The sequence below is a fragment of the Magnetospirillum fulvum genome (assembly GCF_900108475.1).
In the GTDB taxonomy this organism is placed as follows: domain Bacteria; phylum Pseudomonadota; class Alphaproteobacteria; order Rhodospirillales; family Magnetospirillaceae; genus Phaeospirillum; species Phaeospirillum fulvum_A.
Genome location: NZ_FNWO01000002.1, coordinates 172,821 through 197,843 on the forward strand (window position 1 = coordinate 172,821; position 25,023 = coordinate 197,843).

23 protein-coding genes are annotated in these 25,023 nt (G+C 66.3%); 16 read left to right on the forward strand and 7 right to left on the reverse strand.

What is annotated here, in order from left to right:
* The first annotated feature begins 4 nt into the window (after positions 1-4).
* The 6 genes from BLW40_RS03005 to BLW40_RS03030 all read left to right on the forward strand — a co-directional run bounded on the left by BLW40_RS03005 (position 5) and on the right by BLW40_RS03030 (position 7,403).
* The gene (locus BLW40_RS03005) at positions 5-2,365 is read left to right on the forward strand and encodes a DNA translocase FtsK (RefSeq protein ID WP_074765408.1); all 2,361 of its coding nucleotides are present in this window, start codon (positions 5-7) and stop codon (positions 2,363-2,365) included.
* Positions 2,365-3,042: a LolA family protein gene (locus tag BLW40_RS03010; RefSeq protein WP_244511031.1), complete on the forward strand. Its 678-nt coding sequence runs from the start codon at positions 2,365-2,367 to the stop codon at positions 3,040-3,042. The genes BLW40_RS03005 and BLW40_RS03010 overlap by 1 nt, the downstream gene beginning before the upstream one ends.
* 341 nt (positions 3,043-3,383) lie before the next feature.
* Positions 3,384-4,391, forward strand: a complete 1,008-nt coding sequence (gene gap / locus BLW40_RS03015) for a type I glyceraldehyde-3-phosphate dehydrogenase (protein ID WP_074765410.1) — start codon at positions 3,384-3,386, stop codon at positions 4,389-4,391.
* A gap of 18 nt (positions 4,392-4,409) precedes the next feature.
* Positions 4,410-5,600 carry a phosphoglycerate kinase gene (locus tag BLW40_RS03020; protein WP_074765412.1) on the forward strand — a complete coding sequence of 397 codons (1,191 nt, stop codon included), beginning with the start codon at positions 4,410-4,412 and terminating at the stop codon, positions 5,598-5,600.
* A 73-nt stretch (positions 5,601-5,673) separates the two neighbouring features.
* Positions 5,674-6,432, forward strand: a complete 759-nt coding sequence (cobM, locus tag BLW40_RS03025) for a precorrin-4 C(11)-methyltransferase (RefSeq protein ID WP_074765414.1) — start codon at positions 5,674-5,676, stop codon at positions 6,430-6,432.
* A 137-nt stretch (positions 6,433-6,569) separates the two neighbouring features.
* Positions 6,570-7,403 carry a peptidylprolyl isomerase gene (locus BLW40_RS03030; protein WP_074765416.1) on the forward strand — a complete coding sequence of 278 codons (834 nt, stop codon included), beginning with the start codon at positions 6,570-6,572 and terminating at the stop codon, positions 7,401-7,403.
* A gap of 72 nt (positions 7,404-7,475) precedes the next feature.
* Here BLW40_RS03030 and BLW40_RS03035 read toward each other — a convergent pair whose 3' ends face one another.
* Positions 7,476-8,012 carry a DUF3833 family protein gene (locus tag BLW40_RS03035; RefSeq protein WP_074765797.1) on the reverse strand — a complete coding sequence of 179 codons (537 nt, stop codon included), beginning with the start codon at positions 8,010-8,012 and terminating at the stop codon, positions 7,476-7,478.
* 145 nt (positions 8,013-8,157) lie between these two features.
* Positions 8,158-8,781, reverse strand: a complete 624-nt coding sequence (gene folE / locus BLW40_RS03040; protein WP_074765418.1) for a GTP cyclohydrolase I FolE — start codon at positions 8,779-8,781, stop codon at positions 8,158-8,160.
* 170 nt (positions 8,782-8,951) lie between these two features.
* Here folE and dapD point away from each other — a divergent pair, with 170 nt between their 5' ends.
* Genes dapD through BLW40_RS03070 form a run of 6 tightly spaced genes read left to right on the forward strand, consistent with a single transcriptional unit; the run spans position 8,952 to position 14,399 of the window.
* Positions 8,952-9,794, forward strand: coding sequence for a 2,3,4,5-tetrahydropyridine-2,6-dicarboxylate N-succinyltransferase (dapD, locus tag BLW40_RS03045; RefSeq protein WP_074765420.1), 843 nt, complete (start codon positions 8,952-8,954; stop codon positions 9,792-9,794).
* Positions 9,791-10,930, forward strand: a complete 1,140-nt coding sequence (dapE, locus tag BLW40_RS03050; protein ID WP_074765422.1) for a succinyl-diaminopimelate desuccinylase — start codon at positions 9,791-9,793, stop codon at positions 10,928-10,930. The genes dapD and dapE overlap by 4 nt, the downstream gene beginning before the upstream one ends.
* The gene (locus BLW40_RS03055; protein ID WP_074765424.1) at positions 10,927-11,481 is read left to right on the forward strand and encodes a hypothetical protein; all 555 of its coding nucleotides are present in this window, start codon (positions 10,927-10,929) and stop codon (positions 11,479-11,481) included. The genes dapE and BLW40_RS03055 overlap by 4 nt, the downstream gene beginning before the upstream one ends.
* Positions 11,482-11,519: 38 nt before the next feature.
* Positions 11,520-12,323: a uroporphyrinogen-III C-methyltransferase gene (gene cobA / locus BLW40_RS03060; RefSeq protein WP_083386593.1), complete on the forward strand. Its 804-nt coding sequence runs from the start codon at positions 11,520-11,522 to the stop codon at positions 12,321-12,323.
* Entirely contained in the window at positions 12,316-13,050 is a 735-nt protein-coding gene (locus tag BLW40_RS03065) for a sulfite exporter TauE/SafE family protein (RefSeq protein ID WP_074765426.1), read from the forward strand. Before cobA ends, BLW40_RS03065 begins: the two co-directional genes overlap by 8 nt.
* Positions 13,047-14,399, forward strand: coding sequence for a cobyrinic acid a,c-diamide synthase CobB (locus tag BLW40_RS03070; protein WP_074765428.1), 1,353 nt, complete (start codon positions 13,047-13,049; stop codon positions 14,397-14,399). The genes BLW40_RS03065 and BLW40_RS03070 overlap by 4 nt, the downstream gene beginning before the upstream one ends.
* On the opposite strand, the gene BLW40_RS03075 is transcribed toward BLW40_RS03070, so the two are convergent.
* Positions 14,386-16,182, reverse strand: a complete 1,797-nt coding sequence (locus tag BLW40_RS03075; RefSeq protein ID WP_074765430.1) for a PHA/PHB synthase family protein — start codon at positions 16,180-16,182, stop codon at positions 14,386-14,388. The genes BLW40_RS03070 and BLW40_RS03075 overlap by 14 nt on opposite strands.
* Before the next feature lie 205 nt (positions 16,183-16,387).
* Here BLW40_RS03075 and BLW40_RS03080 point away from each other — a divergent pair, with 205 nt between their 5' ends.
* From BLW40_RS03080 to BLW40_RS03095, 4 genes are all read left to right on the forward strand, one after another.
* Positions 16,388-17,518: a hypothetical protein gene (locus BLW40_RS03080; RefSeq protein ID WP_074765432.1), complete on the forward strand. Its 1,131-nt coding sequence runs from the start codon at positions 16,388-16,390 to the stop codon at positions 17,516-17,518.
* Positions 17,519-17,654: 136 nt separating this feature from the next.
* Positions 17,655-19,595: a polysaccharide biosynthesis protein gene (locus BLW40_RS03085; RefSeq protein WP_074765434.1), complete on the forward strand. Its 1,941-nt coding sequence runs from the start codon at positions 17,655-17,657 to the stop codon at positions 19,593-19,595.
* Positions 19,595-20,605 (forward strand): MraY family glycosyltransferase, encoded by a 1,011-nt coding sequence (locus tag BLW40_RS03090; RefSeq protein ID WP_074765436.1) that lies wholly within the window; start codon positions 19,595-19,597, stop codon positions 20,603-20,605. Before BLW40_RS03085 ends, BLW40_RS03090 begins: the two co-directional genes overlap by 1 nt.
* Positions 20,602-21,564 (forward strand): NAD-dependent epimerase/dehydratase family protein, encoded by a 963-nt coding sequence (locus tag BLW40_RS03095; protein WP_074765438.1) that lies wholly within the window; start codon positions 20,602-20,604, stop codon positions 21,562-21,564. Before BLW40_RS03090 ends, BLW40_RS03095 begins: the two co-directional genes overlap by 4 nt.
* Positions 21,565-21,590: 26 nt before the next feature.
* Here the strand turns inward: BLW40_RS03095 and BLW40_RS03100 are convergent, their stop codons facing one another.
* The 4 genes from BLW40_RS03100 to BLW40_RS03110 all read right to left on the reverse strand — a co-directional run bounded on the left by BLW40_RS03100 (position 21,591) and on the right by BLW40_RS03110 (position 24,925).
* Positions 21,591-23,105, reverse strand: coding sequence for a YifB family Mg chelatase-like AAA ATPase (locus BLW40_RS03100; RefSeq protein ID WP_074765800.1), 1,515 nt, complete (start codon positions 23,103-23,105; stop codon positions 21,591-21,593).
* Between the two features lie 24 nt (positions 23,106-23,129).
* Positions 23,130-23,594 (reverse strand): hypothetical protein, encoded by a 465-nt coding sequence (locus BLW40_RS17300; protein ID WP_139305470.1) that lies wholly within the window; start codon positions 23,592-23,594, stop codon positions 23,130-23,132.
* Between the two features lie 81 nt (positions 23,595-23,675).
* Entirely contained in the window at positions 23,676-24,215 is a 540-nt protein-coding gene (locus BLW40_RS18115) for a hypothetical protein (protein WP_342027649.1), read from the reverse strand.
* Positions 24,216-24,259: 44 nt separating this feature from the next.
* The gene (locus tag BLW40_RS03110; RefSeq protein ID WP_074765440.1) at positions 24,260-24,925 is read right to left on the reverse strand and encodes an HAD hydrolase-like protein; all 666 of its coding nucleotides are present in this window, start codon (positions 24,923-24,925) and stop codon (positions 24,260-24,262) included.
* Positions 24,926-25,023 lie beyond the last annotated feature (98 nt).

The window sequence follows — 25,023 nt, forward strand, 5'->3', positions numbered from 1 at the left end:
CGCGATGGCGGCGGCTCCCGCCCGCAAGTCCAAGGGTCGCGGCGGCTTCCTGCCGCGCGGCTCGGTCGAATTCCTGCGCCGCCGTCTGGCCCAATCCGGCGGATTGGTGCTGATCGCCGCCGCCGCCGCCCTGGGCGCGGCGCTCAGCAGCGCGGATTCCCACGATCCCAGCATCAACACCGCTGCCGAAGGGCCGATCCACAATCTGCTCGGCCGTCCCGGCGCGACCCTGGCCGATTTGCTGCTTCAGACGGTGGGATGGGGGGCCGTCGCCCTGATCGTCGCCGCCTTGGTCTGGGGCGGTCTGATCCTGGTCCGGGCCAAGCCGCCGCGGGCGTGGTCGGGGCGGTTGGCCGTGCTGCCGGTGGCGATGGTGGCCTTGGCGGTGACGCTGGCGGCGCTGCCGCTGCCGGAATCCGAGACGCTTCCGGCCGGGTGGGGCGGCGCATTGGGGCGGTTGATCTCGGACGGGCTGACCGCGCTGCTTCCCGAAGGATTGGGGGCTTTGGTCGGCTCCGGCGCGGCGCTGCTGGCGCTGGGCTTGATGCTGTTCGTCGTCGGCCTGTCGCCCGGCGAGTGGATCGGCCTGTTCCGGCGCCTTCCCGCCGCCCTGTTGCGGCTGCTCCGCGCGGCGATCCCGGCCCGGCGCGGTCCGCCGGTGGCGCAGACGATGCCGAACCGCGCTCCGGTCCGGGCGGCTGCGCCGAATCCGATCCCGCAGCCTTATCCGTTCGCTCCGGCCGAAGAGGCCGACGACGAAGATCATTCCGACAGCGAACCGGTCCCGTCGGTTCCGCCGCCCCCCCCGGCTCCCGCCGCCCCCCGGCGCGAGGCGCCGCCGACCCGTCCGGTCGCGGTGCCGTCGGCAACCTATCAATTGCCGCCGTTGACCCTGCTGGCCCCCAGTCCGGACCAGGGCGGCCCCCGCTTCAATCCCGAGGGGCTGACCCAGAACGCCCGGATGCTGGAAGCGGTGCTGGAGGATTTCGGCGTCAACGGCAAGGTGGTCAAGGTTCGACCCGGCCCGGTGGTGACGCTGTACGAACTCGAACCCGCGCCGGGGACCAAGACCAGCCGGGTGATCGGTCTGGCCGACGACATCGCCCGCTCGATGAGCGCGCTGTCGGTGCGGATCGCCACCATTCCCGGCCGAAGCGTGATCGGGATCGAGCTGCCCAACGCCCGGCGCGAGACGGTCTACTTACGCGAGTTGCTGGCGTCCGAACCGTTCGAGAAGGTTCCGGCCCGGCTGACCCTGGTGTTGGGCAAGGATATCGGCGGCGGGCCGGTGATGGTCGATCTGGCCCGGATGCCGCATCTTCTGATCGCGGGCACCACCGGTTCGGGTAAGTCGGTGGCGATCAACACGATGATCCTGTCGCTGCTGTACCGGTTGCCGCCCGAGGAATGCCGGATCATCATGATCGATCCCAAGATGCTGGAATTGTCGGTCTATGACGGCATTCCCCATCTGCTGGCCCCGGTGGTGACCGAGCCGGGCAAGGCGGTGCTGGCCCTGAAATGGGCGGTGCGCGAGATGGAAGACCGTTACCGCGCGATGAGCCAGTTGGGCGTCCGCAATATCGCCGGGTACAACAACCGGTTGCTGGAAGCGCGCGGTCGCGGCGAGGTGCTGACCCGGACCGTTCAGGTCGGCTTTGATCCCGAGACCGGCAAGCCGCTTTACGAAGACCAGACTCTGGCGCTCGAACCGCTGCCCTTCATCGTCATTATCGTCGATGAAATGGCCGATCTGATGCTGGTCGCGGGCAAGGAGATCGAGGCGGCGGTGCAGCGGCTGGCCCAGATGGCTCGCGCCGCCGGGATTCATCTGATCATGGCGACTCAGCGTCCCTCGGTCGATGTCATCACCGGAACGATCAAGGCCAACTTCCCTACCCGTATTTCGTTCCAGGTCACCTCGAAGATCGACAGCCGGACCATCCTGGGCGAACAGGGGGCCGAGCAATTGCTGGGGCAGGGCGACATGCTCTACATGGCTTCGGGTGGGCGGATCACCCGCGTCCACGGCCCGTTCGTCTCGGATTCCGAGGTTGAGATGGTGGTCGAATTCCTCCGCTCGCAGGGCGAACCGACTTATATCGAGGCGGTGACCGAGGAAGAGGCCAGCCCCGGTGCGGGCGGCGGGGCCGAAGGCGGCTCGGGCGACGATCTGTACGATCAGGCGGTGGCGCTGGTGATCCGGGAAGGCAAGGCCTCGACCAGTTTCGTCCAACGTCACCTTCAGATCGGCTATAACCGCGCCGCCCGGCTGGTCGAGCGGATGGAAGCCGAAGGGGTGGTCAGCCGCCCCAACCATGTCGGCAAGCGCGAGGTTCTGGCCCGCGGCGGAGGCGAGTATTGATGAAAGGCGACACCATGACCCGGCGCTGGTTCCGGACGATCTTCACGGCGCTGCTGTTGGCGGTGGCAACGGCGGCAGGGGCTGCGGCAGCCGAGTCCAAGGCGGCGCTGCTGTCGGCTGACGACCGTGCCGACATCGCCCGCGCCGAAGAGTATCTGAACGCGATCACCACCTTGAAGGCGCGTTTTCTCCAGACCTCGCCCAACGGCGTTTCGGTTGAGGGCGATGTCTTTCTGTCGCGGCCGGGTCGGCTGCGGATGCAATACGATCCGCCCAGCCCGCTGCTGGTGGTCGCCGACGGCAGCTTCCTGATCGTCCACGACCGCGAGTTGGGCGCGCCCAGCTATATTCCGCTCGGCTCGACTCCGGCCGGCATGCTGGTCCAGCCCAATTTGCGCCTGACCGGTGGCGCGGTTACCGTAACGCGGGTGGCGCGTCTGCCCGGCGTGGTGCGGATTTCGGCGGTCGAGACCGAAGACCCGGCCTCGGGCGAGATCACCCTGGTGTTTTCGGACCGCCCGTTCGAGTTGCGTCAGTGGCAGGTGCGCGACGCCCAGCATCAACTGACGACGGTATCGCTGTTCGAAAGCCGCACCGGTCTGCCGCTCGATCCCAAGCTGTTCAAGTTCATCGACCCCAACATGACGAAATCGCCGCTGAACCTGAACGCGAATTAATCTCGGTCGGCTCCGCCGCTTCATGTTGTTTGGGCATGCAAGCCATGTCGAGGTCAGGGGATGCGCTCTGGCCCGCAACGCCCTACCTGTTGGGGATCGAGACCGGGCCGTCCCCTCCATTGGCCCGGTAGCGGTGGGGCACCCCCCCCTCCCTCCGCGCATGCCCCGCCGCACGCTCCCCCCAAGGAGCGCGGCGCCCGGCCTCCCCCATGGCCGGGCGCCCCCTCGGTATTCACTCTCCCCCTTGATCGGGATGGAAAATTCAGGTTTGAGGACTGGATTCGAGGGCGAGTCTGTGCAATATCATGACCGCCCCGTCCCGGACCCTGTGGAGGATTTCTATGACTGTTCGCGTTGCCATTAATGGCTTCGGCCGTATCGGCCGCCTGGTGTTGCGAGCCATTGTCGAATCGAAGCGCAGCGATATCGAAGTCGTCGGAATCAACGACCTGGGGTCGGCTGAAGCCAACGCCCATCTGTTGAAGTACGATTCGGTTCACGGCGTGCTTGCCAACGAGATTTCCGCCACCGCCGATTCGATCACGATCGACGGCAAGGCGATCCGCGTTACCGCCGAGCGCGACCCGGCCAATCTGCCGTGGAAAGAGATGAACATCGACGTGGCGCTGGAATGCACCGGTCTGTTCACCAAGCGCGACAAGGCGGCGGCGCATCTGACCGCCGGTGCGAAGCGGGTGCTGGTGTCGGCTCCGGCCGATGGTGCCGACCTCACCGTCGTCTACGGCGTCAATCACGACAAGCTGACCCGCGACCATCTGGTGGTTTCGAACGGCTCTTGCACCACCAACTGCCTGGCTCCGGTGGCGCAGATCCTCAACGAGCTGTGCGGCATCAAGCACGGCTTCATGACCACCGTGCACTCCTTCACCGGCGACCAGCGCACCGTCGATACCCTGCATAGCGATCTGCGTCGCGCCCGCGCCGCCTCGCTGTCGATGATCCCGACCTCGACCGGCGCCGCCAAGGCGATCGGCCTGGTGCTGCCCGAACTGGCCGGCAAGCTGGACGGAACCTCGGTCCGGGTGCCGACCCCCAACGTCTCGATGATCGACCTCGTCGTCGTCACCGAGCGCCCGGTCACCGCCGAGCAGATCAATCAGGCGATGGTCGAAGCCGCCAAGGGCCGCCTGAAGGGCGTGCTGGGGGCCGAATCGGCTCAGCTGGTCAGCGTCGATTTCAACCACAACCCCAATTCCTCGACCTTCGATCTGACCCAGACCAAGGTCATCGACGGCACCTTCGTCCGGATTCTGTCCTGGTACGACAACGAATGGGGTTTCTCGAACCGCATGGCCGACACCGCCATCGCCATCGCCAAGCTGATCTAAAGCGAAAGGGTCGCCGCGATGTTCCGCACTCTCAACCAACTGAATGTCCGGGGGAAGCGCGTCTTGGTGCGCGCCGACCTCAACGTTCCGGCCAAGGACGGAATCGTCACCGACGATTCCCGGATCGAACGGTCCGCCGCGACGCTGATCGAACTGGCCCGGCGCGGCGCCCGCGTCATCGTGATGAGCCATTTCGGCCGCCCCAAGGGCGTCGATGCGGCCTTCTCGATGCGCTTCCTGGTCGATCCGCTGTCGAAGGCGGTCGGGCAGCCGGTCGCCTGGGCCGAGGATTGCATCGGCCGCGACACCGCCCGTCTGGTCGGTTCGTTGCGCGACGGTGAAATCTGCCTGCTGGAAAACGTCCGCTTCCATGCCGAGGAAGAGGCGAACGACCCCGCTTTCGCCCGCGAGCTGGCTTTGCTCGGCGACCTGTACGTCAACGACGCCTTTTCCTGTGCCCACCGGGCCCACGCCTCGACCGAGGCGCTGGCCCACTTGCTGCCGTCGGCGGCCGGTCTGCTGATGCAGGCCGAGCTTGAGGCGTTGGGCAAGGCGCTGGAGAAGCCCGAGAAGCCGGTCGCCGCGATCGTCGGCGGGTCGAAGGTTTCGACCAAGCTGGACCTGCTCGGCAATCTCGTCGCCAAGGTCGATTATCTGATCATCGGCGGCGGCATGGCCAACACCTTCCTGTACGCTCAGGGCAAGGCGGTGGGCAAGTCGCTGTGCGAACGTGATCTGGCCGATACCGCCCGCGAGATTCTCGACAAGGCGCGGGACGCCCATTGCCACATCGTCCTGCCGGTCGATGTCGTGGTGGCCGATCGCTTCGGAGCCGGTGCCGCGACCCAGGTGGTCAGCGTCGATGCGGTGCCGGAAGATCAGATGATCCTGGATGCCGGTCCGGCGTCGGCCGAAGCGATCATTGATCGCCTGGGCGGCTGCAAGACTCTGGTGTGGAACGGCCCGCTCGGCGCGTTCGAGATCGAGCCGTTCGACAAGGCCACCACCGCCGTCGCGCAGTGGGCGGCGGAGCGGACCGCGCAGGGCCGTCTGCTGACCGTTGCCGGTGGCGGCGACACCGTTTCGGCGCTGGCCAAGGCCGGGGTCGAGGGCAAGTTCTCCTATATCTCTCTTGCCGGCGGGGCCTTCCTCGAATGGCTCGAAGGCAAGGAACTGCCCGGCATTGTCGCGTTGTCCCAGGGGGCCTGAGGTTTCAGGTTCCCGCCACTCCTTATCCCCTCTTCCGCTTTGGCGGGAGAGGGGCACCGGAGCCAGTTCCGTCATGAAGGTCCATTTCATCGGGGCCGGACCCGGAGCCCCTGATCTGATCACCGTCCGGGGTCTTTCTCTGATCCGCCGCTGCAAGGTGGTGCTGTATGCCGGTTCGCTCGTCCCGCGCGAGGTGATCGCCGAAGCCCCCGCCGACGCCCGGATCGTCGATACCGCTCTGATGGAACTCGATCAGATCGCCGCCGAATTCGCCGCCGCCCGCGATGCCGGGCAAGACGTCGCCCGGCTTCATTCCGGCGATCTGTCGATCTACAGTGCGTTGGGCGAGCAGATGCGCTGCCTCGACGCGCTTGGCATCGAGTATGACGTTACCCCCGGCGTTCCCGCCTTTGCCGCCGCCGCCGCCGCGTTATCGACCGAATTGACCCTGCCCGGGATCAGCCAGTCGCTGGTGTTGACCCGCACCACCGGGCGGGCGACGCCGATGCCGGAGGGCGAGTCCCTGGCGGTGATGGGAGCCAGCGGGGCGACCCTGGCGATCCATCTGTCGGTTCACAATCTCGCTCACGTCGTCAGCGAACTGACCCCGACTTACGGGGCCGATTGCCCGGTGGTGGTCGCGTTCCGGGTTGGCTGGCCCGACCAGTGTCTGGTGCGGGGCTGCCTTGCCGATATCGAAGCCAAGGTCGCCGAAACCGGCATCTCGCGCACCGCGCTGATTCTGGTCGGTCGCGTCCTGGGCGCTTCGGATTTCAAGGAATCTTGCCTTTATTCCCGCGGACATGGTCGAACCGCCGAGCAACTGGCCTGAACGGTTACAGTCAGATGGCGACGGAAACGCGGGCCTTGTGCCGGACCTCCGGTTGTGCTTCAACCCCTCTTATCCCCTGTCAGGCCGTGGCCATCCCAATGCCCTCCGGTCTTTCGCGCAAAAAGGAAAAACCGCCAATGAACAAGCTGTCCGCGAGCGGTCAGGCGCTGATCCTGGCCCTGGGCCTGGCCGCCGCTCCCGCCCTTGCCGCCGACAAGAACACGGTTGTCGCCGTGGTCAACGGGACCGAGTTGCGTATGTCCCAGATGGCGGATTTCGCCCGGCAATTGCCACCGAGTGTCGGCCAGCCCCCTTACGAGGCCCTGCTCGAGGTCGTCATCAACAATCAGTTGGTGCTGGAGCAGGCCAGGAAAGAGAAGCTGGACGCCGATCCCGAGGTCAAGGCGGCGCTGAAGCAGGCGGAAAGCTCGCTGATGCGTCAGGCCTGGATCGCTCGCAAGATGCGCACCGCCGTCAGCGAAGAGGCGGTCCGTGCCCGCTACGACCTGTTGGCCAAGGATTTCGTTCCGGCCGAGGAAGTTCATGCCCGCCACATCCTGGTCGAGACCGAAGAGGCCGCCAAGGGCGTGATCGCCGACCTTAACAAGGGCGTCGATTTCGCCGATCTGGCCCGTACCAAGTCGAAGGATCCGTCGGGCGCTCAGAACGGCGGCGATCTCGGCTACTTCGCCCAGAAGGACATGGTGCCGGAATTCGCCGCCGCCGCGTTCGCGATGCAGCCCGGCCAGGTGTCGAAGACCCCGGTCAAGACCCAGTTCGGCTGGCATGTGATCAAGGTCGAAGACCGCCGCATGTCGTCGCTGCCGACCTTCGAACAGGCCAAGAATCCGATCAGCCAGCAGCTCGCCGAAGCCGCCGCCCAGCAGACGGTGACCGAATTGCGCGAGAAGGCGAAGATCAAGCGCTTTGGTCCCGACGGCGCGGCTCTGCCCGAAGGCGACAAGAAGTAATCGGACGGATAGTGTCCACCCCCGTCGCGGTCCGCTGCCGGACTCGCGGCGGGGTGTGGGCTCTCCGCTGATTTAGAAATCGGTGGCGTAGACCAGGGTCACCCGTCCCAGCGTTACGCCCCATTTCGACACTCTGGCCCGGGTCAGCATCACGCCACCGGGTTGCAGGAACATCCAATCCTCGACGTTGACCAGAATCGGAATCCCGAAATAGGTCAGCCGGACGACATAAGTGAGCGACAGGGCGTTGCCCGAGGCCATGCCCACCGCACTGCCGATCACATCGTTGGCGGTGGCGTTGTAGCTGCCATCCTCGCGCCTGGTGATCGACCATTCCCGCCGGAGGGTTTCGCCGTCGTTATAGGTGAAGTCCTGGTCCAGTTCGAGCACCTGTCCGTCCCACCGACCGATCGTTTCGGCGGTGAATTGACGGCGGATCCGCCCAAAGCGATCTTCGAACATCCCCCACGAGCGGGCGCGGCCGGTGAAATACTCCTCAAGCCGCAACGGGACTTCGGCATCGGCGAAGTCTGACGGCCTCATCCGGATGAAGCTGCGGAGAAAAATCAGCAGGATGACAAGGGCGACGAGTGTCAGCAGGGTCGTCATGGTCTCGAATCCTCCACGGCCGTCGGCGGAAGCAAAGGATCCGACGGGTCCGTAATCGTCATCGTGACCGGAGCAGCCCCGATCCGGCAAGCGTCCAAACGGAGGAGGGGGATATCCCCCCCCTCCGATCGGATCGACATGAGCGTTAGTTTGAGTGCGCGTTGGTCAATGACAGGAATTCGCGACGCAGCGCCGGATCGGTCCGGAACGCGCCGATCATCCGGCTGGTCACCATCGACACACCGGTCTTGTGGACGCCACGGGTGGTCATGCATTGATGCTGGGCGTCGATCACCACCGCGACGCCTTTCGGCTGCAACACCTCTTCGATCGCGTTGGCGATCTGGGCGGTCAGCTTTTCCTGGATCTGGAGGCGGCGGGAAAACGCCTCGACGACGCGGGCCAGTTTGGAAATCCCCACCACCCGGCGGTCGGGGAGATAGGCGACATGGGCGACGCCCAGGATCGGCACCATATGATGCTCGCAATGGGATTCGAGGCGGATGCCGCGCAGCATCACCATCTCGTCATAGCCGTCGGTTTCCTCGAAGGTCCGCGCCAGGATATCGACCGGATCGGCTTCGTACCCGGCGAAGAATTCCTCGTAGGAGCGCACCACCCGCGACGGTGTATCGACCAGACCTTCGCGGTCGGGATCGTCGCCAGCCCAGCGGATCAAGGTGCGAACCGCGGATTCGGCCTCGGCGCGGTTGGGACGATCTTCGGACCAGGGTCGCTCGGGACGGATCGAAACGGTGGTTGCATTCATCGCGAAGGCTCCCTCGTCTGGGTGTTTGTCGTCAGACGTAGGTGGGGGTCGATAAGCCAGAGTGCCAGGGGGGAGACTAAAACGATTCGAATCCGCTTCGTTGACAGGCCCTTTTCGCAGAGTATGGTGACCTCCCGCCATAGGGACGCGTTTCAACCAGGAGTCCGCAGATGAACCCCGCCGCCCTCGAATCGACCATCGACGCCGCCTGGGAGGCGCGCGACACCGTAACTGTCGCCACCCGGGGCGCCGTGCGTGACGCCGTTGACGCGGTGCTGGACGGGCTCGATCGCGGTTCGTTGCGGGTGGCTGAGAAGCAGGACGGCGCCTGGGTTGTCAATCAATGGCTGAAGAAAGCGGTGCTGCTGTCGTTCCGCCTGACCGAGTCCGCTCCGATCCCCGGCGGCCCCAACGGGGCGTGTTGGTTCGATAAGGTTCCGACCAAATTCGAGGGGTGGGACGAGGCCCGTTTCCGCGCCGCCGGCTTTCGCGCCGTGCCGGGCGCGGTGGTGCGCCGCTCGGCCCATATCGCGCCGGGCGTGGTGCTGATGCCGTCCTTCGTCAATCTGGGAGCCCGGGTCGAATCCGGTACGATGGTCGATACCTGGGCCACGGTCGGCTCGTGTGCCCAGATCGGCCGCAACGTCCATCTGTCGGGGGGCGCGGGGATCGGCGGTGTGCTGGAGCCGCTTCAGGCCGGTCCGGTGATCATCGAGGACGATTGCTTTATCGGTGCCCGCGCCGAGGTCGCCGAGGGGGTGATCGTCGAGACCGGAGCGGTGTTGTCGATGGGCGTCTATCTCGGCGCCTCGACCAAGATCATCGACCGCGAGACCGGCGAGACCTTTATCGGGCGGGTTCCGCCCTATTCCGTCGTGGTGCCGGGCAGCCTGCCGGGCAAGCCGCTGCCGGACGGCACGCCGGGACCGAGCCTGTATTGCGCGGTGATCGTCAAGAAAGTTGACGCCCGTACCCGCGCCAAGGTCTCGATCAACGAGCTGTTACGCGATTGAGCGCCGTCTTCGACCCGCTGACGCTGGCCCAGGCGCTGATCCGTCGTCCCAGCGTGACTCCCGAGGATGCCGGGGCGATTGATCTGCTGATCGACGCGCTGACGCCGATGGGGTTCGTCTGTCACGAGATCCGCTCGGCCACCGGCGGGCCGGAGATTCGCAACCTGTACGCCCGCCGGGGAACCGGCGGGCCGAATTTCTGTTTTGCCGGTCATACCGACGTGGTGCCGCCCGGCCAGGGCTGGAGCGTCGATCCGTTCGCCGCCCAGGTGATCGACGGCCGTTTGTTCGGCCGGGGTGCCGCCGACATGAAGGGCGGCATCGCCTGCTTCGTCGCGGCGGTGGCGCAAAAGCTGGCCGAGGGCGAGCCGTCAGGCTCGATCTCGCTGCTGATTACCGGCGACGAGGAAGGCCGTGCCGTCGATGGGACCGTCAAGGTGCTCGACTGGCTGAAAGCCCGGGGCGAAACGATTGATGCCTGCCTGGTCGGCGAGCCGACCAACCCCCGCCATCTGGGCGAGATGATCAAGATCGGCCGCCGGGGCAGCCTCAACGCCCGGCTGCGGGTGATCGGCACCCAGGGCCATTCCGCCTATCCCCATCTGGCCGATAACCCGATTCCTCGTTTGATTGAGATTCTGCGGCATTTGACCGACGCGCCGCTGGACCAGGGGACCGACCACTTCCAGCCCTCGACTCTGGCTTTGACCACCGTCGATGTCGGCAATCCTGCCACCAACGTCATTCCCGCCGAGGCCCGCGCCGGGTTCAACATCCGCTTCAACGATCTGCATAGCGGCCTGTCGCTGACGCGGCGGATCGAGCAGGTGGCCCGCGAGTCGGGCGGGCAGGTCGAAGTGAGCGTCGAAATTTCGGGCGAGGCGTTTCTGACTCCGCCGGGGCGGCTGTCGGACAGCCTGATCGCCGCGATCCAGGCCGAGACCGGGCTGAGCCCCGACCTATCGACCAGCGGCGGCACCTCGGATGCCCGCTTCATCCGCTCGGTCTGCCCGGTGGTCGAATTCGGTCTGGTCGGCCAGACCATCCACAAGGCCGACGAGAATGTCGCAGTCGCCGATCTGACCGGCCTGACCGCGATCTATCGTCGCCTGCTCGACGAATGGGTGGGAGCATGATCGCCTTCGCCGAAATCGTCCGCTCGGTCTATGGCAGTTGGCGGCTGGCCTGCGGCAAGTCCAGCGGGATGCAATGGTTCGATTCCTCGCCGGGCGGCGTGCTGCGCTCGTTCTGGGGTCCGGCGCTGGTGCTGCCCGGCGTGCTGGTGCTCCAGACTCTGGACGGTGCCTTCGAGGGAGACATCTTTTTTGCCCTGGCGGTCCAGTTGATCGCCTTCGTCATCGGCTGTACCGCCTATCCCCTGGCCGTGGCCCGGATTTGCGACGAAATCGGCTGCGGGGGGAACTTTCCCCGCTATCTGGTCGCCTATAACTGGTCGGCGGTGATCCAGATCTCCGCTTTGGTGCCGGTGACGCTGCTGGCTTGGCTGGTGCCCGGACCCTCTTTGGCCCTGCTCGGCCTGATCGTCACCGTGGCTCTGCTATTCTATCAGGCTTATATCGCCCGCGTCGCGCTGGGGGTGACCTATCTCGCCGCCGGTCTGCTGGTCTTGCTCGATCTGTTGATCGGAACCCTGGTCCAGACCGCCGCCGAGCGGATCGCCGGGTAGGCCCGCCGCGCCCGCGTCCTCTCCTGGGGAGATGAAAGATGCCCGGCCTGGATGATCTTCCATTTGCCCTGCCCGCGTTCGAGCCGGGGTCGGTCTGGCTGACCGGGGCCGGGCCGGGCGATCCCGGTCTGCTGACCCTGACCGCGCTGCATGGTCTGCGCCACGCCGATATCGTGATTCACGACGCCCTGCTCGATCCCCGCTTGTTGGGGCTGGTCCGATCCGATGCCGCAATCGAAGCCTGGGGCAAGCGCGGCGGTCGCGCCTCGCCCCATCAAAGCGAAATCACCGCCCGGCTGATCGAGCTGGCCCGGCAAGGGCGGCGGGTGCTGCGGCTGAAAGGCGGCGATCCGTTCGTATTCGGCCGTGGTGCCGAAGAGGCGCTGGCGCTGGCCGCCGCCAGGGTTCCCTTTCGCATCGTGCCGGGGATCACGGCCGGGATCGGCGGGCTGGCCTATGCCGGTCTGCCGGTGACGGCGGGAGAGGCCAATTCCGCCTTCGCTTTCGTCACCGGCCATGGTCCCGATGGCGGCCTGCCCGACGATCTCGACCGGGTGGCGCTGGCGCCGGTGCTGGTGGTGTTCATGGGGTTGGCCCATCTGGCCGAGTTCAGCCGCCGTCTGGTGGCGGCGGGGCGCTCGCCCGACGAAGCGGCGGCGCTGGTCGCCTCGGCGGCGACGCCGCGCCAGCGGGTGGTCGAGACCCGGCTGGCCGATCTGGCCGAAAGCGCTGCCGCCCACGCGTTGGAGCCGCCCGCTTTGGTGGTGGTCGGTCCGGTGGTGGCGTTGCGCCAGCGGCTCGATTGGTGGCATCCGCAGGCGGAGGGTGGCCTAAATGCATGACATGACCCACTCCACCTACGAGATGCTGCTGGCCCAATGCGGCGGCGGCAGCGGGTTGATCGCCACGCTGCTGGTCACCGGGCTGATCGGCGGGGCGATCCATTGCGGCGGGATGTGCGGGCCGCTGGTGTTGGCTCAGGTGATGGCGGGAACCCGTGCGGTTCCGGCCGGGCCGGGCGGTGAAGTGCGGCGGCTGGCCGGGGCGGCGCTGTTGCCCTATCATTTCGGTCGCGTTCTGACCTATGCCGCGCTGGGAGCGGTCGCGGGCGGTGTCGCCGGTCTGGTCCGCGATCTGCCGCTGTTTCGCTGGGTTGCGGTGGCGCTGCTGGCGCTGGCGGCGCTGCTGCTGGCATTTCAGGCCTGGCCGCGCCGGGGCAGCGACGGTTTCGGCGGCGGGATGGCCGGGCTGGGGCGTCTCGTCCAGCCGCTGTTTGCCGCGCCGACCGGGGGGCGGGGCGTTCTGCTCGGGATGATGTTGGGCCTGCTGCCCTGTGGGATGGTCTATGCCGCGCTGGCGGCGGCGGCCTCGGCGGGCGATCCGCTCTTGTCCGCTGCCGCGATGCTGGCGTTCGGCATCGGCACGATGCCGGTGCTGGTCCTGGTCGCGGCGATCGGCCATGCCGCGCTCACGCGCTGGCGGCGACCGTTGTTGCGCTTCGCCCCGCTGTTGCTGTTGCTCAATGCCGGGTGGCTGGGTCTGCTGGCGTTTCGCTTGGCGATGGGATGACCGATATGGGCGCACCCGGACTCATCGTTTCGGCCCCGTCGTCGGGCAGCGGCAAGACCTCGGTGACCCTGGGATTGCTGCGCGCCCTGGCCCGGCGCGGGCGGAGGGTGGGGTCGGCCAAGGTCGGTCCCGATTTCATCGACCCCGCCTTTCATGCCGCTGCCAGCGGCCAAGCCTGTTTCAATCTTGATGGCTGGGCGATGCGGCCCGCGACCCTGGCCGGGCTGACGGCGCGGGTGGGGGCGGGGGTCGATCTGGTCGTCTGCGAAGGGGTGATGGGGCTGTTCGACGGGGCCTTGACCGCGCCGGGCCAGCCCGATGGCAGCACCGCCCAACTGGCGCTGGCGACCGGCTGGCCGGTGGTGCTGGTGCTGGACGGGCGCGGAATGATCGCCTCGGCGGCGGCAGTGCTGGCCGGGTTCGACCGGTTGCGGCCGGGTCCGGGGCTGGCCGGTGTCGTGTTCAACCGGGTCCGGAGTTCGCGCGCCCAGGCCGCGATCGAAAGCGCCTGCCGTGCCGCCTGTCCCGATGTCGCGCTGCTGGGCTTTCTGCCGCCCGCTCCGGCGCTGGAGATGAAAAGCCGCCATCTCGGATTGGTCCAGGCCTGCGAGCGGCCCGACCTCGACGCCTTTCTCGACGGTGCGGCGGCGCTGGTCGAGGCGCATCTCGACCTTGACCGTTTGTGCGCCCTGGCTCGTCCGGCCCGGCTGACCGCAGCGGCTCCGGCTGTGCCGCTGCCGCCGTTGGGCCAGCGGATCGCCCTGGCCGCCGATGCCGCCTTTGCCTTTGCCTATCCGGCGACGCTGGACGGCTGGCGCGCCGCCGGGGCCGAGATCGTTCCGTTCTCGCCCCTGGCCGATCAGGGGCCGGACCCTGCCGCCGACGCGGTCTATCTTCCCGGCGGCTACCCTGAGCTTCACGCCGGGCTGCTGGCGGGCAATCGTCGGTTTCTGGGGGGCTTGCGCGCTGCCGCCGACCGGGGTGCGGCCCTGTTCGGCGAGTGCGGCGGCTATATGGTGCTGGGGCGCGGGATCGAGGACGAGACCGGTACCCGCCACGCGATGGCCGGTCTGCTCGGGCTGGAAAGCTCATTCGCCCGGCGGCGGCTTCACCTCGGTTATCGCCGCGCCGTGCTGGAAACAGCGGGTGCACTGGGTGCGGCCGGGGCGGTGTTTCGCGGCCACGAATTTCATTACGCTTCGGTTCTGGCCGAGGAGGGCGAGCCTTTGTTCGCGATTTCCGGGGCTGACGGTGCCGGGCTGGGCCGCTGTGGGCTTTGCTCCGGCACCGTTGCCGGGTCGTTCGTTCACTTGATCGACCGGGACGAAGGCTCCGCTACACCGCCTTGACGGTGACGTAGCTGCCGGGTGCGTCCTCGATCACCGGGAGCGGGCCCTCGCCGGGCTGGCGCACCGCGACCTGCGGTCCGGCGTTCTTGGCGACCCAGCTTTGCCAGTCGGTCCACCACGATCCCGCGGTTTCGGACGCGCCCGCCAGCCAGGTTTCCGGGGTCTTGGCCTTCTTGGCATTGACCCAGTAATTGTATTTGTTGGCGACGGGGGGATTGACCACACCGGCGATATGCCCCGAGGCCGACAGCACGAAGCGGATCGGGCCGGAGACGTGGCGGGTCAGCGAGAAGGTGCTTTGCCACGGCGCGATATGGTCCTCGCGGGTCGATAGCATGTAGATCGGGGTTTTGATCGCGCCCAGATCGATCGGGGTGCCATCGACCTCGATCCCGCCCGGCTCGATCAGCTTGTTCTCCTGATACATTTTGCGCAGGTAGAAGCTGTGCATCGCCGCCGGCATCCGGGTCGAGTCCGAGTTCCAGTACAGCAGGTCGAACGGGAACGGATCCTTGCCCAGCAGGTAATTGTTGACGACGAACGACCAGATCAAATCGTTGGCGCGCAGCATGTTGAAGGTGGTGGCCATGTCGCGGCCGTCGAGGAAGCCGGTTTGCGACATCCGCGCTTCAAGGCTGACCAATTGCTCTTCGTCGATGAAGATGCCGAGTTCGCCCGGTTCCTTGAAGTCGGTCATCGTCGCCAGCAGGGTGGCCGAGACGATGCGGTCGTCACCCTTCGCCGCCATCCAGGCCAGGGTGCAGACGGTCAGGGTGCCGCCCAGGCAATAGCCGACGATATTGGCCTGACGCTGGCCGGTGATCTGCTCGATCACGTCAAGCGCGGCCAGCGGGCCTTCGTGCATGTAATCGCCGAAGGTCTTGCCCCCCAGCGATTCGTCGGGATTGACCCACGAAATCACGAAGACGGTGTGGCCCTGATCGACCGCCCATTTCAGGAAGGAGTTTTTCGGCCGCAGATCGAGGATGTAATATTTGTTGATCCACGGCGGCACCACCAGCAGCGGCGTTTCGAACGTCGAGGGCGTGGTGGGGGTATATTGGATCAGCTGCATCAGGTCGTTCTGGAAGACGACCTTGCCCGGCGTCACCGCGATGTTCTCGCCGACGCGGAAAGCGTCGTAATCGGTCATCCGGATCGCCAGATTGCCCTTGCCGCGCTCAAGGTCGCCCAGCAGGTTGTCGAGCCCCTTCAGCAGGTTTTCGCCGCCGGATTCGACGGTGGCCCGCAACACTTCGGGATTGGTCATCACGAAATTGCTCGGCGACATCGCATCGACGAACTGGCGGGTATAGAAATCGACCTTCTTGGCCGAACGCTCGTCCAACCCCTCGACGCCGCGGACGACGTTTTGCATCCACCGCGCCGATAACAGGTAGGATTGCTTGATGTAGTCGAACACCTCGTTGTCGTTCCACATCTGGTCCTTGAAGCGACGGTCGCCCGCATCCGGGGCCGCCACCGGCTCGGTCTTCTGCCCCATCATTCGCAACGTGGTGTTTTGCCACAGCGCGGCGTAATCCTGCCACAGCGACACCTGCGCCTCGACGATCTTGGCCGGATCGCTGATGATCCGGGTCGTCATTTCAAGGAAGGCATTGCCGATATTGAGCGGATCGAGCGAAGCGATCGTCGGATCGGTGGCCTGACGGGTGATGAAGTCGCTGACAAGACGCTGACTGCGTTCGGCGATGCTGGTCATCGCCGAAGAAAACTCGGAGGGATCGAGCAGCTTGGTTCCCGCGACCTTTGGATCGGTCATGTCGCACCCCATGGATGTTGCAGGAAGAAACGCCGCCGCCACCGGTCAGACCGACCGGTCCGGAGGGGGACGAGAAAATCGTCCTCTCTTTACACGTTACACACAATCTATATACTTTCTATCGCCCGCCTGATAAACGTGAACTTGCCGTAAAACCCGGCAGAGACCAATTTCTGTTGTCCTTATCGGGGGTTGTCGTCCCACCATGTTCGAGTCCATCGAGATCATGCGCCGCAACGCCCGGCGCCGGATGCTCGCGGTCGGCACCAGCATCGCCACGGCGGCGCTGATTTCTGGTTGCTCGTGGGTGCCTGATGCATTGAACCCGGTCGAGTGGTATCGGGGGATCGCCGGGTCTTCGAACGATGACGTCAGCGCGTCCGATATCGCCAGCCCCCGCCGCTCGGATGGAAAGAGCGTCGAGACAACCGCCCAAGGCTCCGGACGCGGCCTTGCCGCCGACCGCGACAACGCCAAATACGCCAGCGCCTCGCGGCGCGAGCCCGCGCCGACCAAGCAATTGGCCCGTCGCACCGTTCCCGCTCCGGTGCAGACCGCCGCCGCGACGCCGTCTGTTCCGGTCCCCGCTCCCGCTCCGGTCGCGGCGACGCCGCTGCCGCTGCCGCCCGGCGCGACCTCGGCCAGTGTCGCCGCCTCGACGGCGCGCGAGATGCCGTCGCTCGACCGCCCGATGCGGACCGCCCGCGACGAAGGCCCCAACGCGGCTCCGACCCAAATCGCCAGCGCGCCGCCGCCCCGGCCCAATCTTCCCGAGACGGTGCCGACCCGCCGCAGCACCCTGGTCGATCATTACCAGCAGCGCTTGACCGAATCCTCCGCCGCCACGACCAAGAGCGGGACGTTCGATCAGGTGCCGCCGTCCCGGCCGGACTCGTCTTATGCGCAGCCGGCCTCGGCTTATGCGGTTCCCGCCAACGCGCCGATCACCTATCGCAGCCAGCAGCCGCTGCCCGCGACCGCCTATGCCTCGCCCGACGAGGTCGCGCCGGTGCTGATCCCACCGCGCGGCGTGCGCGGGGCTAAGGGAGCGGTGCTGCCGCCCGCACCGGCCGCCAGCTTTCAGGTTGCCTCGTTCTACCCTGATTACGATGGCGGACTGAGCGAGGACAATCTGTCCCAATTGCGCAACGTCGCCGCTCTGAACCGTCGCTCCGGGGGTGTGATCCGGCTGGACGGCTCGGTCGAGCCGGGTACGATCCGCCGCGTCGTCGCCGCGTTGGGCCAGATGGGGGTGTCGTCGCGCAAAATCCGGGTTGCCCCAGGGTCAGACGGGATCGGCGAGGGCGGCGAGGTCCGGATTTCGATCGATTATTGATCGTTCCCGTTGAAGGCAAGGTGGCGAAGCTTTACCGAAAAGCGCAGCGCCTTGGCCTGTCAGCGGCGGAGGCGTCGTGACAGAGGGGGCAAGAGGGTCTAAAGAAGGGAACCGTTTGTCGTCCCGAGGTCTGGGAATGAAGCTGAAGCTGTCGCGTGCCTATATCGCGTTTGCCCACGACGTCGTCATGGCCGCGTTCTCGTTTCTCGCCGCGCTTTATTTGCGGCTGGGATCGGACCAGTGGTCGCTCCGCAGCGACCAGGACCTGCTGATCGGGACCGGTCTGTTCGTTGCGGTGGCGATCCCGGTGTTTCTGTCGCTCCGGCTCTATCGCGGGGTGTGGCGCTATGCTTCGACCAGCGACATGGCCGGGTTGGTGCGCGCTGCCACGCTGACGATCCTGGTCTTTACCGTGGTGCTGTTCCTGGTCAACCGGTTGGAGACGGTGCCGCGTTCGGTGCTGATCATCAATTGGTTCGTCCTGCTGACTCTGCTGGGCGGGCCGCGCTTTCTGTATCGTAGCCTCAAGGACCGTCGTCAGGCCCGGCGCGCCTTTAATACCGAGGCGATTCCGGCCTTGCTGGTCGGGGCCGGGGACGAGGCCGAATTGTTCATTCGCGCCACTCGCTCGGTCGATGCCGAATACCGCGCCGTCGGGCTGGTCAGCGAACGGGGCGCCAGAGTCGGACGCAATATCCACGGTATCGACGTGCTGGGCTCGATCGACGAGCTTGACGCGGTGGTCGAGCAATTGAAGCGGCGCGGTCAGGCCCCGCAGCGTCTGATCATCACCGACCACCGGCTGGACGGCGGGATCGTCCGCGAATTGTTCGACGCCGCCGACCGTCTCGGGATGGTTATGGGGCGGATTCCGCGCCTGACCGACCTCAAGGACGGTCTGGGCGACGAAATTCCGATCCGCCCGATCGCGGTCGAGGATTTGCTGGGGCGGCCGCAGCAGGCGCTTGACCGGTCCGGACTGGAAGTCCTGATCCGGGGCCGCCGGGTGATGGTCACCGGGGCCGGGGGCAGTATCGGTTCGGAACTGGTGCGCCAGATCGCCACGTTTGCGCCCGAACGGCTGGTCCTGTTCGAAGCCTGCGAGTTCAACCTTTATACCATCGACCAGGAACTGAGCGCGCGGCCCGACGCGCCCCAGGTGGTGCCGTTGCTGGGCGACGTCCGCGACGCCGGGCGGGTCGGTCAGGCAATGGCGGACCACCGCCCCGATCTGGTGTTCCATGCCGCCGCTCTGAAGCATGTGCCGATGGTCGAGCACAATCCCGAAGAGGGGATTCTGACCAACGCAATCGGTACCCGCATTGTCGCCGATGCTTGTATCGAGGCCGGAACGGCGCTGATGGTGCAGATTTCGACCGACAAGGCGGTCAATCCGACCAATGTGATGGGGGCGTCGAAGCGGGTGGCGGAAATGTACGCCCAGGCGCTCGACCTTGCCGCCGGGCAACGGCCGGGCGGCACCCGCTTCGTCACCGTCCGCTTTGGCAACGTGCTGGGTTCGACCGGCTCGGTGGTGCCGCTGTTCCAGCGCCAACTGGCCGCGGGCGGGCCGATCACCGTCACCCATCCCGACATGACCCGCTATTTCATGACGGTGCGCGAAGCGGTCGAACTGGTGCTGCACGCCTCGCAATTCGGGGCGCGTAACGCCGATTATCGCGGCAAGATTTTCGTGCTCGACATGGGCGAGCCGGTGCGGATCGTCGATCTCGCCCGGCAGATGATCCGGCTGGCCGGGTTGCGGCCCGACCGCGACATCGCGATCACCTTTACCGGCCTGCGGCCCGGCGAAAAGCTGTTCGAGGAGATTTTCCACGGAGCCGAGCCGCCGGTGGCGACCGGGCAACCCGGTTTGCTGGTGGCGACGCCGCGCGCCGTCGATGCCGAGGCGCTGGGCCGGGCGATCGACGAATTGCGCCAGTCCTGCCGGTCCCGTCAGGTCGAAATGGCGCTGGGCATCCTGCGGCGGCTGGTGCCGGAATATCAGCCCAACGGCCAGCCCCCGGTCAGTCCGGCGCTGGTCGATGCGGCATCCGGCGGCGACGAGGCCCGGTGATGGTGCCGGGTGATCTGCTCCCCGGTGCCGTCGCGGCGGGAGCCTCGTTCGCCCTGACCGGCTTGGCGACCCGTCAGGTGCTGGGCTGGCTGACCCGCAAACAGATTCTCGACCGTCCCAACGAGCGCTCCAGCCACACAATCGCGGTGCCGCGCGGCGGCGGAATGGCGGTGACTCCCGTCGTCGCCCTGGTGTGGCTTGCCGTCGCGGCGTGGAGCGGACAAAGCACCTTCCTGATCCTGGCCGGGTTGGCCCTGGGGTTGATGGGGCTGTCCTGGCTGGACGACCGCCGGGGATTGCCGCCGCTGCCCCGCTTTGCCGCCCATGCCCTGGCGGTGGTGGTCGGGCTGTCGCTGCTCGGTCCCGATCAGAGGGTGTTCCAGGGCCTGCTGCCGCTGTGGGGCGACCGTCTGCTCGCCGGGCTGGGCTGGCTGTGGTTCGTCAATCTGTACAATTTCATGGACGGGATCGACGGCATCACCGGCACCGAGACCGCCAGTGTGGGCGGCGGAATCGCCCTGGTAACTGTGATCGCCGGGCTGGGCCTGGGCTCCCTGCCCTTCGCCCTTGCCCTGGCCGCCGCCGGGCTCGGCTTTCTGCTGTGGAACTGGCCGCCCGCGCGGATTTTCCTGGGCGATTGCGGCTCGATCCCGCTCGGGTTCCTGCTGGGCGCGCTGCTGGTGGGGCTGGCCGCGCAAGGGCAGGTCGCCGCCGCTCTGATCCTGCCCGCTTATTACCTTGCCGACGCGACGATCACCTTGCTGTGGCGGGCGCTTGACCGCGAACGGATCTGGCAACCGCACCGCCGCCATTTCTATCAGCGGGCGGTGCGCGGCGGCCGCTCCCATGCCGATGTGACCCGGGCGATTCTGGTCGGCAATCTGGCCCTGATCGGCTGGGCCGCTCTGGCTGCCGCCGGGTTTCCCGCCTGGGCCGGTGGTGGCGCGGCGCTGACGGTCGCCCTGCTGCTGGCGCTGTTGACCCGCTGGGCCAAGGGGATCGTGCGATGACGATTGTGGTGACCGGAGCCAATGGATTCGTTGGGCGTCCGCTTTGCGCCGACCTCACCAAGGCCGGGCAGCAGGTCGTCGCGGCGGTGCGGCCCCACGCTGCTTTGCCCGAAGGTATCGAGCGCCGGTCCGTTGCCGGACTGGCGGCTTCGACCGATTGGCAGGGCGCGCTGGCCGGGGCGGATTCGGTGGTTCATCTCGCCGCCCGCGTCCATGTGATGCACGATACCAGTGCCGATCCGCTGGCCGAGTTCCGCGCCGCCAATGTCGCCGGGACCCTGGCCCTGGCCGAGCAGGCGGCGGCGGCGGGAGTGCGTCACCTCGTTTTCCTCAGTTCGATCAAAGCCAACGGCGAAGAGACCGGAGCGATTCCGTTCGGTCCCGATATGGCGGCGCCGGTCGATCCCTATGGCATCTCGAAGCGCGAGGCCGAACTGGGGCTGGCCGCGCTGGCGGCCCGGACCGGGCTGGCGGTTACGGTGTTGCGCCCGCCGCTGGTGTACGGGCCGGGGGTGAAGGGCAATCTGCGCCGTCTGATCCAGGCGGTTGATCGCGGCCTGCCGTTGCCGCTGGGCTCGATCGACAATCGCCGCGCCCTGATCGGTCTGGGCAATCTGACCGCCGCGATCGGGCGCGCTTTGGATCGCCCCCCCGCCCCCGGCATCTGCCGTATCTATACCCTGTGCGATGACGAAACGGTCTCGACCCCGGGGTTGATCCGCCGCCTTGCCGCCGCTTTGGGCCGTCCGGCCCGGCTGCTGCCGGTGCCGGTCAACTGGCTGCGGTTGGCCGGGCGGGTGACCGGGCGGTCGGCGGCGGTTCAGCGGCTGACCGGCTCGCTTGAAATCGACGATTGCCTGATCCGCGCCGAGCTGGACTGGACCCCGCCAGTCAGTCTCGAATCCGGGCTGGCGGCGATGGCGGCGGGCTGGCGCACCGATCGCCGGGCCTTGGCATAAAGAACCGTTTGGGGGCTGTGCGCCCCCTACCCGTTCCGGCCCGGCATCAGTCGGCGGTAAGACAGCGCCTCGGCGATATGGAGGCGGTTGACCCGCTCCACCGCTTCCAGATCGGCCAGGGTGCGCGCCACCCGCAACACCCGGTGCCAGCCCCGCGCCGACAACCGCATCCGCTCGGCGGCCTCGGCCAGCAGACGGCGGCCCGCCTCGTCCGGGGCGGCGACCGCGTCGAGCAGCGCGCCGTCGGCCTCGGCATTGGTGCGGATCGGCTGGTCGCGATAGCGCTCGGCCTGGATCAGGCGGGCGGCGGCGACGCGGGCGGCGACCCGCTCCGATCCCTCGGCGGGCGGGGGCAGGGCCAGATCGGCCGGGCTGACCGCAGGAACCTCGACATGAAGGTCGATGCGGTCGAACAACGGTCCCGAAATCCGCGCCTGATAGTCCTGACCGCATTTCGGCGCCTTGGTGCAGGCCAGCGCCGGGTCGCCCAGATGGCCGCAGCGGCAGGGATTCATCGCCGCCACCAATTGGATCCGGGCGGGGTAGGTGACATGGGCGTTGACGCGGGCGACGACGGCACGGCCGGACTCAAGCGGTTGGCGCAGCGCTTCCAACGCACCGCGCTGGAACTCGGGAAGTTCGTCCAAGAACAGCACGCCGTGATGGGCCAGCGAGACTTCGCCCGGCTTGGCGCGCAGCCCGCCGCCGATCAGCGAGGGGACGGAGGCGGAATGATGGGGATCGCGAAAGGGACGGCGACGCAGCAGCTTACCCTCGGCCAGATGCCCGGCGACCGAGTGGATCATGCTGACCTCCAGCGCCTCGGCCGGTTCCAACGGCGGCATCAGGCCGGGCAGGCGGGCGGCCAGCATCGACTTGCCCGATCCCGGCGGCCCGATCATCAGCAAATTGTGGGCACCGGCGGCGGCGATTTCCAGCGCCCGCTTGGCGGTTTCCTGCCCCTTGATGTCGCGCAGATCGGGGAGGGACTCGGTGTCCTCGGCAATCTGCGGCTCGGGCGGCGACAGAACCTGGCTCCCCTTGAAATGATTGATCAGCGCCAGCAACGAGGACGGGGCCAGCACCTCGATCTCTCCGGCCCAGGCCGCTTCGCCGCCTTGGGCAGCGGGGCAGATCAGCCCCTTCTCGGCGGTGCGGGCGGCGATTGCGGCGGGCAGAACCCCCGCCACCGGGGCAATCCGCCCGTCGAGGCCCAGTTCGCCCAGCGAGACATAGCCCTCGATCTCGTCGGGCGGCACCACCCCCATCGCCGCCAGCAATCCCAGCGCGATGGGAAGGTCGAAATGGCTGCCTTCCTTCAACAGATCGGCCGGGGCGAGGTTGACGGTGATCCGTTTCGGCGGCAGAGCCAGCCCCAGCGCGTTGAAGGCGGCCCGCACCCGTTCCCGGCTTTCCCCCACCGCCTTGTCGGGTAGCCCGACGATGGTAAAGGCGGGCAGCCCGGCGGCGATCTGGACCTGAACGTCGATGTCGAGACAGTCGATTCCGGCAAAGGCAACGGTAGGGGCGTGGGCGGTCATGACCGAGCTCGCCAACTCATCCAATTATCTCTCATACCAAGCTGTCCCATGGCCGATCACCAGATGCCGACTTTTCTCTTCGTTATTTTCATCGAATGAACTGAACCGTAGTTTTATCCCACGCCATTCGGGCGGAAAGGCCATGTCACTTATGTCGCGGGAAACACCGATTTCTAAAACGTCTTGCGACACCCAATTAAAACGAATGGTGGGAAAGTCTGAAAATGAGACAACGCGTTTTCTTGGTCTATAATCAAAGGGTTCATCTGATTTTCGTATTAAAATAAACGTGTCACCCCCTTGAAGGCACCCTTCGACACCACTCTCCGCAGTCCACGCCCCATCGGGAGAAATTTTTGTGAGAACAATACCGTAGTTTGGACAGCCGATCGGCGGCGAATCGCTGAAAACGACGACAGCAAGAATTAGTCCGAAGAGGACCGTCAGGCAAAGGCAGCCGACTTTAATGACAGCTGCGAATGCACGCATGATTGAACCTCAAGCCGCAGTTCTGCGATAGGATTTCGATAATTGAATAGGCGACGGTGGCACCGTGATCAGTCATGGAGTTCATTTCAAAATATGACTCAGGTCGTTCTTTGACCAAGGATAAGGGAGGTCTTTTTGGTCGCAGAAGCGAAAATCAAACTTGCGCTCATCATTTTCCAGAAGGAATTCCCTCCTGTTCAAAACGGTGTAAAGGAAGGACGAGTCAGCGACATCGCCCCTGACATCGCAGGTCTGCATGATGCGGAAGGATTGACCCACCTTCCGCAAAATCTTCACTTCGCAATTAGCCCCGAAAGACCGGCCAGTGAATAATTCCAGTGTGGCATGGGATGCCTCGGAGCAGGAAACGCTCTTGTCGACGTAATAGCCGCGTTTGAGAGGTAACAGATCGACCGCTGTGGCTGTCATCGGGTAGAGCAGGACCATCGTTCCAAGCAACGCGGTCTGGATCGATCGCCACATCCCGTTGAGCTGGGTCCTGACAGATACAATGGGGCCGACGATGATGAAGGCGGGCAGCCCGGCGGCGATCTGAACCTGAACGTCGATGTCGAGACAGTCGATCCCGGCAAAGGCAACAGTGGGGGCGTGGGCGGTCATCGGAATCCAGACAAGCGACGGTCAGTGAACAATCGTTTCGGTTATTATGGAGGGGCGGCTCTGCCCTGAAAAGGACCAATCCCGGCTTGTGTCAGCAGCGTGACGCGCAACTCGTCAAGACTGTGGACCAGGAAATCGGGTGAATGCGCGGCCAGGGCGTCGCCGTCGGTGTAGCCCCAACTGACCGCCCCGGTGGCAATTCCGCAGGCGCGGGCGGCCTCGATGTCGCGGATTTCGTCGCCGATGGCGATGACCTGAGCGGCGGGGATCGCGGCGCGGCGCAGCACTGTCTTCAGCCGCCCGGCCTTGCCGAACAATCCCGCACCGCAATCGAGATGATCGAACCGGGTGATGGTGTCCGGTCCCAGCACCCGGCGGACATTGGCGGCGGCGTTGGAACTGACCAAAGCGAGGCGAAGCCCGCTGCGGGACAGATCGTCGAGCAAAGCGGGGATGCCGGGAAAGGGGCGGATGTCGGCCTTGGCTTGCAGGCTGCACATGTGGGCGGCGACCAGCGGCAGCTTCCAGCGCGGCAAGGCAAGGCGGTCCAGGATCTGCCGGGCGTCGAGACGGCGGAAATCCGCCACCTCGTCCGCTCCGACCCGGCGGAATCCATAGCGTTTGGCGACGTCGTCAAGCACGGCGAGGAACCAGCCGAACGAATCGGCCAGGGTGCCGTCGAAATCGAAGATCACCATTCGGGCGGTCATGGGCGGGACTCCGCGAATCGCGGCGGCAGTTTCCGTTCTGTGCCGCAACGAGTTTGACTGCATTCGTCGGTGCAGCCCAAAATGACAACCGCTTTCGC